The organism is Mesorhizobium sp. M0968, from assembly GCF_040319065.1.
Classification (GTDB): Bacteria; Pseudomonadota; Alphaproteobacteria; order Rhizobiales; family Rhizobiaceae; genus Mesorhizobium.
The window spans coordinates 1-11,974 of record NZ_JAMYNL010000014.1; the positions used below are offsets into that span (position 1 = coordinate 1).

The following is an 11,974-nucleotide window of genomic DNA, read 5'->3' on the forward strand; positions in this document are numbered from 1 at the left end:
ACTCTCTCCACGGCATCAACACCTCCGGCCAAAAGCCAAAAGTGTTACCCATGTGTCCGGTACAAAACGTCACCTATGTCTCAGGCCGCGCAAAATCAATAGTTTAGCTTTCTGCCGGTCTTGCTGAATTTGCGGATCTCAATGGCGAATAGGTAACAACTTCAGGCGAGCTGCCGAGATGGCTCACGGCAGAGCGGCGCTAGTCGTAGGTGTATCTCGTCAGGTTGAGGGCGATGATATACTCTTGGCGCATCATTTTTACGATTAGGGGATAAGGAATTGAGACGTGAGGCGTGCCATCTGCGTAGGACGCGACTTGATAGGAGGAGAAGTGAATATCAAGGCTGTTCTCGCTGAAAGCGAATGATCCGAAGTCGGACCACTTCTCAGTTCCCCCGTTTACCCACTCCTCCTCAAGACCGACCGTTTCGCCGGGCTCTGGCTCCTTGTTTCCCCCCGGATTGTAATTTACCAGCCGCTTACGGATTTCCTTCTGTAAAATTGGAAACGCCAGGTCTGGCGTAACGAAAATGCTTTCGAGCGATTCGATTCTGATAAGTGGTTCGAGCAGAAACGCCAAAGTTCTATGGCCGTGCGTAGCGTGCGCTGCCCCGGCACCATACCAATTAATGCGATATAGAAGGGTCAGGACCTTGTGGCAAAACACGGGGTCACCGCAGCGGGCATCGAAAGTGTTCGTCCGAGACCATTTATCCTGGGCATAATTGTAAGAAGCTGAGTCCTGCTCGAATTTAGTTCGGCGATTGGAAAATAAGTGTTCGAGCAATACACCTTTAACATGCTGGCCGATTTGTATGATGTTTGGAATTGTCGTGGAGGAGAATTCTAATATTTGAAGTTCAACGGAATAACCGGGCATTCCCTCCCACTCTTCCTTTATCAAAGTGGGGTGCCAGGTGATTTCCTGATCCAACTGCACGCGCTCCCGCTCACCACCCAATCGCTCGATCTGGTGCGCTATCGCGTCGGATAACGCCTCTTTGAAGCCAGATTGGATGGCGAACAAAGCTTGAATACCCTTCAGTTGGTCAGGAATAGGACTTTCGTCAAGAATTACAGGTATAATAAAAATGTCATCAATCAACTTCTCTTGGTATTTGTCCAAGGAAATTCTTAGCTCCCGTTGGATATAACCTCTGCGGTCGCGAGAATTTTTCGACCAAAGAATTACTATAATGCCTGATCTATCCAGGGCGCGTTTAATTTCAAAATCCCAATTTTGCCCACCCTTGATTTTCTTGAAGTCGATCCAGCTGTCAAAACCGTTTTGCTTAAGCCAGTCGTACAACTCACCGGCGGCCTCGCGATCCGGCTTGGCATAGCTAATGAAAACTTGAAAAGTGCTGTCCAATAGCCAGTCCTCCCTTGCGAATCGTCGAAATTATAGGGGTGCGACCCACCGGAATCTAGGCGGCGAACCCGAGCGCCGGCGACCAAAAATGCGACCAGCGCAGGCTTCAAAAAGTTCTTTGGACGGACTCAATGGTTGGCGGGAGCATATTGTCGAATGCTTGCCAGGCGGCGAAACGGTTGACCGCCGATGGGCATGCGGCAACGGACGTTTCACCTATCTAGCACGCTGCAAGCCCCTAAAGCTCAGATCGACTTGCGCAAACGGCTCTTTTGCACGATCCTCCGTCAACATTCGAGGGAGGGGATTATGAGTGTTGAAGAAAAACTCCGTGTTCTGGCCGACCGTATTAAAACGCATTCCAGCGCAATGCTTACCGAGGAGGCCTTAAAGACGGCAATAGTACTGCCGTTTTTGGCAGCTTTAGATTACGACGTTTTCAATCCTGATGAGGTCATCCCCGAGTTCTGCGCCGACGCAGTTGGAAAGAAAGGGGAGAAAGTAGACTACGCCATCAAAATCGACGGGGAGATCAGGATTCTTGTCGAATGCAAACCGATCACCACGGTACTCGATCGAGTGCATCTCGCGCAGCTGTACCGATACTTTTCCGTCACCAACGCCAAATTTGCTATCCTGACAAATGGCCGCGCCTTTCACTTCCACACCGACCTGGTTGCACCGAACAAGCTCGATGATCGTCCGTTCCTCACATTCGACCTGTCAGACCTACAAGGTCAATTGACATCAGAACTGAAGAAATTCGCGAAAGCTGATTTCAACGTAGATGGAATCCTCCAGTCCGCTCATCGATTGAAATACACTTCTGCAATCAAGAAAGAGATTGGGAGTGTGATGGAGAATCCGCCTGAGGATTTTGTTCGGATGGTGACAGTTGGACTTTACCAGGGTCGATTCACGGGCCAAGTTAAGGAGCAATTCACACCTATGGTCAAAGCAGCTTTTCGCGAGATTGTTCGGGAATCCGTCCAGTCGCGTCTATCCACTGCATTGGCTGAAACTGAGGTTTCGGAGATTGGCACGGACGGAATTGGCGCCGAAGAAGAAGTCGTCACCACTGAGGACGAACGCGAGGGGTTTATGGTCGTCCGCGCAATCGTTCGCGACCTTCTGAAACCGGCAAGGGTAATCATGCGCGACCAGAAGAGCTATTGCGGTATCCTTGTCGACAACAACAATCGCAAGCCATTGGCCCGACTATGGTTCAACAGGACCGTAAAATATCTCGGGCTTTTCGATGGCGAGAAGGAAGACAAAGTCAAGATCGACTCGTTGGACGAAATCTACGATCACGCCGATCGCTTGCGAGCGACCGCGAAGGAATACCTTGCTGGAGCTATCGCCGCACCATCGATAGTTTCCTGACCCTCTGCATTCTCTGTGCTGCTTAGCAAGAGTCCGGCACACTATGTTCAGTGCCGTCCGGCAAGCGCATATGGTGGGACTGCAGGAGATCGACGACATGTGGAACATGCCGTCAACGCGAGGTTTCTCTCTGGGCCTGCGGCGTTGCCGGCGCGGAGTCTTCCGCTAGCCGCCCACCCCATCGTCCATCATCGTGCCGGTGAGTGCCTCATAGGCTCTGCTGCACAGCTGTGAATTCGGACATTCCTTCACGATAAGCACTGGCACCACGGTGAGAACCGCTGCGGCAAGGATTTGCAGGCAAAGACCGACGGCGCTTACCTTCCTGCCGAACACACCGGCCAGGAAAAAGTAGAGACCCTGGGCCATGCAGGCTGCCGTCAGAATGCCCAGAAGCGTGCTGGTCGCTCTTGCGAAGGGCGTTATGTAGCCGTCGGGAAAACCCGACATGCCGAGATCCATCGACCATTGCAGCGCCAGCATGACACTCAGCGCTGACCAGACGAGGGCCGTCATACGAGTGAACAGCATCTGCTTTGGTTTGTTGCTCGGATCGGCCATCGGAATCACGTCGGGATTGCTTGCGGTGACATGCGCAAGCTCTCGGTCAGATCAGCGAGACGTTGCCGCCGGGATGGCGTTCGAGCCGTCCGGCGAGGTCGAGCTCCAGCAGCACCATGAACACTTGAGCGGGATGCAGGCCGGTGTGACGGATGATCTCGTCGACTGCTACCGGCGTCGGGCCGAGCGCCTCGACGACGCGGTCGCGGTCGTCCTCGCGCGGCGGCGGTGTTGCTGAAAAGTCGGGCGGCTCTTCAAGCGGCGATGTCCTTGGCGACCAGCCGCCGACCAGCGGCGCTATCGCACTGGTGATATCGGCGGCCTCGGTGACAAGGATGGCGCCGTCCTTGAGCAGGCCATTGGTGCCGGCGGCGCGCGGATCGAGCGGCGAACCGGGAACGGCGAAAACCAGCCGGCCCATCTCGCCGGCAAGCCGGGCGCTGATCAGTGAGCCGGAGCGCTGTGCGGCCTCGACCACCACCAATCCCAATGCAGCACCGGCGACGAGCCGGTTGCGGCGCGGAAAATCCTGTGCGCGCGGCTGCCAGCCAAACGGCATTTCGGAAATGACGGCGCCGCCGCGCTCGGCGATCTCGTCGCACAGGCCGGCATTTTCGGGCGGGTAGGGCAAATCGAGGCCGCCGGCGAGCACGCCGATTGTGCCAGTCGCAAGGCTGCCCTGGTGCGCGGCCGTATCGATACCGCGCGCCAGGCCGGAGACGATGCCATAGCCGTCGCGGCCGAGATCCGCCGCCAGCATTCGCGCCATCTTGATGCCCGCCAGCGATGCGTTGCGGGCGCCGACGATGGCGACCGCTGGCAAGCGGAACACCGCGCTATTGCCCCTGACCGCGAGCAGCGGCGGCGGATGATCCATGCTTTTCATCAGCGGCGGATAATCCGCTTCGCCGATGCCGACGAAGCGGGCGCCAGCCCGCCGGGCGGTCTCCAACTCCGCCTCGGTCTCGGCAATGGACGGGATGCGGACGATTTTTTTGGCGCCACCCGAAATCATCAGCTCGGGCAGCATCGATAGCGCTGCTTCGGCCGAACCGAACCGGTTGATCAGGTCGCGAAAGGAAGCCGGGCCGACATTCGGCGTGCGGATCAGACGAAGCCAGCTCAGCCGCTGCCGGTCGCTGAGGCGCGGCCCAGCGTCGGGCTCGCTCACTCCTTGGCCCCGATCTTACCCTCGGTGCCGGCAAGCAGCCGCGCAATGTTGGCGCGGTGCTTTACGATGACGATTAGGCTCATCGCCGCGAAAAGCCCGGCAATCTGCGGCGTGCTCAGGAAATACAGTGCCATGGGCACCACGACTGCTGCCGTCAGCGCGGCGAGCGAGGAGTAGCGGAACAGGAAAGCCACCGCCAGCCAGACGACGGCGAAGATCAGCGCCGCCTGCCAGGCAAGGCCGATCAGCACGCCAAGGTAAGTGGCGACACCCTTGCCCCCCTTGAAGCCGAGCCAGACCGGAAAGAGATGACCTAAAAACGCGCCGAAGCCGGCCCAAAGTCCGAGCTCGGGCGCAAAGCGGCCTGCGATCACCACCGCCGCGGTGCCTTTAAGGGCGTCGAGCAGAAGCGTGGCCGCGGCCAAGCTCTTGTTGCCGGTGCGCAGCACATTGGTGGCGCCGATGTTGCCGGAGCCGATGTTGCGCACGTCGCCGAGGCCGGCGGCACGGGTGATCAGCAGGCCAAACGGGATCGAGCCGAGAAGATAGCCGAACACCAATGCCAAGACGGGACTGTAAGCCATTGTTCCCCCGAACTTTCCTTGGCTGAGCGGATTTTAAGCCGTGACGCCTGTTTTCGTCCTAGGCCGAAAACACTGTGCGGCCCGCCACCATTGTTTGCAAGACCTTGCCTTGCAGTCGCGCGCCTTCGAAACAGGTGTTTTTCGAGCGTGAGCGGATGCCGCTCTCGCTGACGACCCATGGCTCGTCCAGATCGACGAGCGCAAGGTCGGCCAATACCCCCGGTTTCAGCGTGCCGCCGGGCAGGCCGAACAATCTTGCCGGCGCGGTCGAGAGTGTCTCGACTAGCCGGAGCAGCGTCAGGTCGCCATTGTGATAGAGCCGCAGCGCTGCGCCTAGCAGCGTTTCCAGCCCGATGGCGCCGGCCGCGGCATCGGCAAAGGGCAGGCGCTTGGTGTCGACGTCCTGCGGGTCGTGGGAGGAGACGATGAGGTCGATGGTGCCGTCCTTGATCGCTTCGATCATCGCCAGCCGATCTTCCTCGGCGCGCAGCGGCGGCGTCAGCCGGAAGAAGGTGCGGTACTCGCCGACATCATTCTCGTTGAGCGACAGATTGTGGATCGACACGCCTGAGGTGACGTTGGCGCCATCGGCTTTTGCGCGCGCTACCGCGTTTGCCGCCATAGCCGTCGAAATCTTGGCAGCGTGATAGGCGCCGCCGGTCAGCCGAGCCAGCGCGAGATCGCGCTCCAGGGGGATCGATTCGGCTTCGCGCGGAATGCCGGCAAGGCCAAGCCAGCTTGCGTAAAGGCCTTCGTTCATCACGCCTGCCAAAGCGAGGTCGGCGTCTTGGGTTTCATGCGCGATGACGCCACCGAAATCGCGCGCATAGGTCAGCGCGCGGCGCATCACCAGCGCGCTGGCAATAGAATGCCGGCCATCGGTGAAGGCGACCGCGCCGGCTTCGCGCAGCAGGCCGAATTCGGTCATCTCGCGGCCTTCCAGCCCCTTGGTGATCGCTGCTGCCGGCAAGATGTTGACGATTGCGGTGTCCTTGGCGGTGCGCAGCACGAACTCGACCAGTGCGACATTGTCGATCACCGGGTCGGTATCGGGCATCATGATGACTGAGGTGACGCCGCCGGCCGCCGCAGCGATGCTCGCCGAAGCAATGGTCTCCCGGTGTTCGCCGCCGGGTTCGCCGATGAAGACGCGCGCGTCGATCAATCCAGGGACGATAGTCTTGCCGGCGCAGTCGATGATGGTGGCGCCTTCGGGCGCGCCCTGGTTCAAGGCCGCCCTGCCGGCGGCAACGATTTTGCGGCCTTCGACGATGACGGTGCCGACCTCATCGACGCCGCGCGACGGGTCGACGATGTGAGCCCGGTGGAAGACCGTTATGCTCATCAGGCGCGGCCCTCGTGATTTCGACGGGGGTCGAGCAGCGCTTCCATAACCGCCATGCGCACGGCGACGCCCATCTCAACCTGTTCCTGGATAACGCTTTGCGGGCCGTCGGCGATCTCGGAGGCGATCTCGACGCCGCGGTTCATCGGGCCGGGATGCATGACCAGCGCACCGTCCTTGGCCGCCTTCAGCTTCTCCGCGTCGAGGCCGAAATAGCGGAAATATTCGCGCACCGACGGTACGAAAGCGCCTTCCATGCGTTCGCGCTGCAGGCGCAGCATCATTACCACGTCGGCGTCCTTCAGACCCTCGGCCATGGAACGTGTGACGATGACGCCCATCCTCTCGATGCCGGCGGGCAAAAGCGTCGAAGGGGCGACGACCCTGACCTGGGCACCAAGCGCGTTGAGCAGGATGATGTTGGAGCGGGCCACGCGCGAATGCAGGATGTCGCCGCAGATCGCCACGATCAGCTTCGACAGCGGACCCTTGACGCGGCGGATGGTCAGTGCGTCGAGCAGCGCCTGGGTAGGGTGCTCATGGGCGCCGTCGCCGGCATTGACCACCGAACAGCCAACTTTTTGGGCAAGAAGTGCTGCCGCGCCGGCCGATTGATGGCGGATGATCAATATGTCGGGACGCATGGCATTCAGCGTCATCGCCGTATCGATCAGCGTCTCGCCCTTTTTCACCGACGAACTCGCTACGGACATGTTCATGACGTCGGCGCCGAGCCGTTTGCCGGCCAGCTCGAATGACGATTGCGTACGGGTCGAGGCTTCGTAGAAGAGATTGATCTGGGTGCGGCCGCGCAGCGTCGATGTCTTCTTGTCCGACTGCCGCGAGATGGCAACGGCCCTGTCCGCCCGGTCGAGCAGAAGCTCGATGTCGGCAGGGGAAAGATCGCGGATGCCCAGAAGATGGCGGTGGGGATAAAGCGGCAGGGACGATGCGTCGGTCATCTCAAGTCGCTGCTATAGGGGGGAGGCTCCGCGGCTGCAAGCACCGGCTTGGGATTGGATTGGTTCTCCCCGGTATTTTCGTCGCGCGCCGCCGGCCATAGGCTATAAACCGCGATGACTTTGGATTCGCAGACTTCAGGTGATAAGGACGAAGCGTGACCGACGACGTGACCAACCAGCCGCCGCCGCTGGCCGGCGGCAACGCCTGGCGGGGCGATCCGTTGCTGATCCAGCTAGCCGAGCGCTTTTCCGATCCGGTGCGCAAGGACCTCGACGGGCTTGGCCGTTTCGTTCTGACCCATGAGGCGCAGGAACTGGCCCGTCTTGCCAATGTCGAGACGCCGAAGCTCAGGACCCACGACCGCCAGGGCCGGCGCATCGACCAGGTCGAGTTCCATCCCGCCTATCACGCGCTCATGCGCCGCTCGGTCGCCAACGGGCTGCATTCGTCGGTCTGGGAGAATGGCGACGCCGAGATCGGCCGGCGCCACCAGGTGCGCGCTGCACGCTTTTACCTCACGGCTGAGCTCGAGACCGGACATCTCTGCCCGATCACCATGACCAGCGCTTCGCTGGCAGCGCTGATGGCCAGCCCGAAGCTGTTTCGCGAATGGGCGCCTCGGGTGACGACGCGCAAATACGATCAAAGCCAGAAGCCTCCGGTCGAAAAAGCCGGGCTGACGCTCGGCATGGGCATGACCGAGAAGCAAGGCGGCACCGATGTCCGTGCCAACGTCACCAGGGCCGAGCGCGCCGGCAGCGGGTTTTATCGCCTGACCGGCCACAAATGGTTCATGTCGGCGCCGATGTCGGATGCCTTCCTGGTGCTCGGACAGGTGCCGGAGGGACTGTCGTGCTTTCTCGTTCCCCGCCTGCTCGGCGACGGATCCGGCAACGGCTTCCGTTTTCAACGGCTGAAGGACAAGCTCGGCAACCGATCCAATGCCTCGTCGGAGGTGGAATTCGTCAATGCCATCGGCGAGATGGTCGGCGAGCCCGGCGCGGGCGTGAAGACGATCATGGACATGGTGACCCTGACGCGGCTCGACTGTGCCGTCGCCTCATCGGCGATCATGCGGGCCGGACTGGCCGAGGCCGTCCACCACACGCGCCACCGCAAGGTGTTCGGAACCAATCTGGTCGAGCAGCCGCTGATGCAGCGGGTGCTGGCCGATATGGCGCTCGACGTTGCCGCCGCTACTGCGCTGTCGTTCCGGCTGGCGCGCTCCTTCGACGAGGCGGCCGGCGACCGCGGCGAGGCGGCCTTCGCGCGCGCCATGACGCCGGTCGTCAAATACTGGGTCTGCAAGATTGCGCCGCCGCTGCTCTATGAAGCGATGGAGTGCCTCGGCGGCAATGGCTATGTCGAGGAGGGGCCGCTCGCCCGCTACTATCGCGAAGCTCCGGTCAACGCGATATGGGAGGGATCCGGCAACGTCATGGCGCTCGACGTGCTACGTGTGCTGGGGCGTGCACCCGGCCTGTTCGATGACGTGCTGGCCGGCATCGACCGCGATCTCGGCGCCGGCGGACGCGGCACCGTCGGCGTGCTCAAAGCGGCAATGCAGGTCGCTGCAACCGACGAGGGCTCGGCGCGGCTCTTGACCGAGCAATTGGCATTGTCGGCGGCGGCGGCAGAGCTTCGCAGGTTGGGGGCAGGGCGGATCGCCGACGCCTTCGTCGAAACGCGCCTCGCCGGCCAGTGGCGCAATACCTATGGCATGATCGATTCCCGCCATGATGCGCGCATGATCATCGATACGCTCTACCCGCCGATCAACTAAGGGCCGTCGCCCAATTCGCTGCCGCTCTCGCGACCCTGTGGATGGCCGTTAACCTTAACGAATGGTTTCTATTGCGGCGGCCGGTGGCAAAGCCCAGTGTTATGGTTAAGGCAAGGATTGTTCAGCTTGAGCGGCTTTGCCCTGCGAAGCAGGAGCGTCATGCGGCATATTCTGAGCTCTTTTCTGGCATTGCATTGGGCGGCCGTTTTCGCCCTGCTGGCGTTCATTTGCATCGACGGGAATCGAGGCGTGGCGACGGCCCTTGGCGTACTGGGCGTTCCCGTCCAGAACACTCGATTTGCCGATCTCGAAAACGCCGTCGTCGTGGCGCCGCTCGCCGTGGCACTGCTTGTCGTCGCGGCGCTGTTCTGCTGGGCCTTTGTTGAAGCACTGACCAGCGACACGACCAACCCGGATTCCGCCGACAGCGTCATGCGAATCGCCTTCATTTCCGCCTTAGGCGTGCTGTCGCTGATCGTCATCGGCGGCGCCGCGCAAGGCATCAATGGGCTGTTCATGATTGTCGCGGTGCAATTGGCAGCACTTCTGGCGTCCTATGTCGCGGTGCTCGCGGAGCGGCGGTCGACCGTTGCCGCGGCAGCTCCAGGGACCGGCGAAATCCGAGCGGCCGCGCATGTCATGGCCAAGGCAGCGGCGCATAATTCCTCGCTTGCCCGCATTTCCGGCCGGCTGGATTCGAGGGATGACCGCTGATGCGCACCTTGTTCGCGCTGTGGGCGGCTCCGCTCCTCTTGTTTTGGGGCTGGTTCTTTCTGTCGCTCAACGACATCAATTTCGGCTATGTCATGCTGAGCCGCCAATTACACGATCTCGTCTTCCAGCTCTATGGACAGATGCTGGGCGTCGATCCGGCGCTCATTCCGGGCATGGTGGCGAAAGCTTGCGTATTCGACGGCGTGCTGCTGGTGGTGTTCTGGGCATTTCGCCGCCGCAAGACGATTGGTGGCTGGATCACGGCGATGCGCAACCGCTATTTCGACCAGGCATCGACGCCGAGCGCCTGAAGCCGGTCGAGAACGCCCTGGAGGATGAAAGCGGCCGCCGCTGAATCGATCTTGCCGGCGCGTTTCTTGCGGGAAAAATCCATCTCGATCAGTGTTCGCTCGGCCGCCACCGTCGACAGCCTTTCGTCCCAAAAGACGAACGGCAGATCGGTCAATCCAGCCATGTTGCGGACGAAAGCGCGGGATTTTTGGGCGCGCGGGCCTTCCGAGCCGTCCATGTTGATGGGGAGGCCGATTGCCACGGCGCCGGCATTCTCCTTCTGCAACAGGGCGAGCAGCACTGCGGCATCGAGCGAGAATTTCCTGCGCATGATGACGGGGCGCGGGTGCGCGAACGACAAGCCGCGGTCCGAAACCGCCACGCCGATCGTTTTGTCGCCAAGGTCGAGACCGGCCAGGGTCTTGCCGCCGCCCAGCCGGGCCGGCAACTCCTCGATGGTGATGATGCCCAACGGCTTTTCCTTTGACCGCGACGCCGCACGTCCTATACGCGCAAAGCGTGCGCGGCACTTTAATTTCGCCGTCGGCGTTCTATCCTCTACCGAAGCAAAAATCGAGGAAAGCATTGATGAAACTGACCTGGTACGGACATTCGGCATTCAGAATCGAAATCGAAGGCGCGAAAATCCTCATCGACCCCTATCTGGTCGGCAATCCGTCATGGGCGGGCGGCTGGGAAGGGCCGGCCGAAGGGATCACGCACGTGTTGCTCACCCATGGCCACAGTGACCACATCAGCGGCGCCGTCGAAGTGCTCAAGAAGAGCGGCGCGATGCTGGTCGCCAATTTCGAGATTTGCATGTACCTGGTCGGCAAGGGTGTCGGTGACAAGCAGATCAATCCCGGCAATATCGGCGGCACCGTCGATTGCGGCGGCTTCACCACCACCTTCGTTCAGGCTCTGCATTCATCGTCCTTTCCGGGCGAGGGTGGCCAGAATACCTATCTCGGCAATCCGGGCGGGCTCGTCCTGCACTTTCCCGAGGACAAGACGCTTTATCATATGGGCGACACCGACATTTTTTCCGACATGGCGCTGATCAACGAGTTGCACGAACCGAAGATCGGCATCGTGCCGATCGGCGACCGCTTCACCATGGGTGGCGCGGTAGCAGCCCTTGCCTGCCAGCGTTTCTTCAAGTTCGAGACGGTCGTTCCCGCTCACTTCGGCACATTTCCGATGATCGATCAGACCGCCGACAAATTCGTGGCCGGGCTGGATGGATCGGGTGTGAAAGTTGCGTTGCCGAAGATCGGCGAGACGATTACGCTGTAAAGAAAGCCGGTCCGGAACGATACGATGCGCTTGAGAAATTCTCTTTGCATTTCAATGCTGGTTGCCGCGTCGCCGACGCTGGCCGCGGAAAATTTCATCGAGGGCGTCTATCTGCAATCGGAGGACCTCTGCGCGCAGGCCAAAAAGGATACGCTGCAGACGGTGATCGAGGGCGGCAATATCGTGCTGTCGGCAAATGGCCTGGAAAGCATCGAATATAATTGTGAATTCCTGCAGATCACCAAAGCGACACGCTCACCGAGCTGGGCGGTGACCGCTATATGCCAGGAGCCGGGCTACGTCTTTCCCGATGTTCTCTCACTGACACAGATGAGCCCGAAGCAGATCGACCTGGTATCGGTTCGGCCTGCCGCCGACGAAGGCGAGCAGAGCGGCAACGGCGGCAGTTATTTCCTCTGCGACGGCGTGGCGATGCCATAGGGCAGTTGAAGGCACGATGCATGTTGCGTGGCACGCGCCGCGCCGCTATAGCGCTGGTTTTCCCGAG

The 11,974-nt window shown here is 60.5% G+C and carries 13 protein-coding genes; 6 read left to right on the forward strand and 7 right to left on the reverse strand.

Annotated features, from left to right (window positions below):
• Positions 1-199: 199 nt before the first annotated feature.
• Complete coding sequence (locus NKH67_RS21830; RefSeq protein ID WP_352502364.1) at positions 200-1,372, reverse strand: TIR domain-containing protein; 1,173 nt, start codon at positions 1,370-1,372, stop codon at positions 200-202.
• Between the two features lie 309 nt (positions 1,373-1,681).
• Between NKH67_RS21830 and NKH67_RS21835 the strand changes: the two genes are divergently transcribed.
• Positions 1,682-2,758: a type I restriction enzyme HsdR N-terminal domain-containing protein gene (locus tag NKH67_RS21835; RefSeq protein WP_352502365.1), complete on the forward strand. Its 1,077-nt coding sequence runs from the start codon at positions 1,682-1,684 to the stop codon at positions 2,756-2,758.
• 165 nt (positions 2,759-2,923) lie between these two features.
• Here the strand turns inward: NKH67_RS21835 and NKH67_RS21840 are convergent, their stop codons facing one another.
• Genes NKH67_RS21840 through NKH67_RS21860 form a run of 5 tightly spaced genes read right to left on the reverse strand, consistent with a single transcriptional unit; the run spans position 2,924 to position 7,381 of the window.
• The gene (locus NKH67_RS21840; protein WP_352502366.1) at positions 2,924-3,319 is read right to left on the reverse strand and encodes a hypothetical protein; all 396 of its coding nucleotides are present in this window, start codon (positions 3,317-3,319) and stop codon (positions 2,924-2,926) included.
• Between the two features lie 46 nt (positions 3,320-3,365).
• Positions 3,366-4,490, reverse strand: coding sequence for a DNA-processing protein DprA (gene dprA / locus NKH67_RS21845; protein WP_352502367.1), 1,125 nt, complete (start codon positions 4,488-4,490; stop codon positions 3,366-3,368).
• Complete coding sequence (gene plsY, locus NKH67_RS21850; protein ID WP_352502368.1) at positions 4,487-5,074, reverse strand: glycerol-3-phosphate 1-O-acyltransferase PlsY; 588 nt, start codon at positions 5,072-5,074, stop codon at positions 4,487-4,489. The genes dprA and plsY overlap by 4 nt, the downstream gene beginning before the upstream one ends.
• A gap of 58 nt (positions 5,075-5,132) precedes the next feature.
• Positions 5,133-6,419 carry a dihydroorotase gene (locus NKH67_RS21855; RefSeq protein WP_352502369.1) on the reverse strand — a complete coding sequence of 429 codons (1,287 nt, stop codon included), beginning with the start codon at positions 6,417-6,419 and terminating at the stop codon, positions 5,133-5,135.
• Entirely contained in the window at positions 6,419-7,381 is a 963-nt protein-coding gene (locus tag NKH67_RS21860) for an aspartate carbamoyltransferase catalytic subunit (RefSeq protein WP_352502370.1), read from the reverse strand. Before NKH67_RS21860 ends, NKH67_RS21855 begins: the two co-directional genes overlap by 1 nt.
• A 155-nt stretch (positions 7,382-7,536) precedes the next feature.
• Here NKH67_RS21860 and NKH67_RS21865 point away from each other — a divergent pair, with 155 nt between their 5' ends.
• From NKH67_RS21865 to NKH67_RS21875, 3 genes are all read left to right on the forward strand, one after another.
• A complete protein-coding gene (locus NKH67_RS21865; RefSeq protein ID WP_352502371.1) occupies positions 7,537-9,165 on the forward strand; it encodes a DNA alkylation response protein in 1,629 nt (542 codons plus the stop codon).
• A gap of 159 nt (positions 9,166-9,324) precedes the next feature.
• Positions 9,325-9,879 (forward strand): hypothetical protein, encoded by a 555-nt coding sequence (locus NKH67_RS21870; RefSeq protein ID WP_352502372.1) that lies wholly within the window; start codon positions 9,325-9,327, stop codon positions 9,877-9,879.
• Positions 9,879-10,190: a DUF6105 family protein gene (locus NKH67_RS21875; RefSeq protein ID WP_352502373.1), complete on the forward strand. Its 312-nt coding sequence runs from the start codon at positions 9,879-9,881 to the stop codon at positions 10,188-10,190. Before NKH67_RS21870 ends, NKH67_RS21875 begins: the two co-directional genes overlap by 1 nt.
• Here NKH67_RS21875 and ruvX read toward each other — a convergent pair.
• Positions 10,157-10,642, reverse strand: a complete 486-nt coding sequence (gene ruvX / locus NKH67_RS21880) for a Holliday junction resolvase RuvX (RefSeq protein WP_352471671.1) — start codon at positions 10,640-10,642, stop codon at positions 10,157-10,159. The genes NKH67_RS21875 and ruvX overlap by 34 nt on opposite strands.
• 116 nt (positions 10,643-10,758) lie before the next feature.
• On the opposite strand from ruvX, the gene NKH67_RS21885 reads away from it, so the two are divergent.
• On the forward strand, positions 10,759-11,466 hold the full coding sequence (locus tag NKH67_RS21885; RefSeq protein ID WP_352471670.1) for a metal-dependent hydrolase: 708 nt from the start codon (positions 10,759-10,761) through the stop codon (positions 11,464-11,466).
• 24 nt (positions 11,467-11,490) lie between these two features.
• Positions 11,491-11,907, forward strand: coding sequence for a hypothetical protein (locus tag NKH67_RS21890; protein ID WP_352471669.1), 417 nt, complete (start codon positions 11,491-11,493; stop codon positions 11,905-11,907).
• Positions 11,908-11,974: the final 67 nt, after the last annotated feature.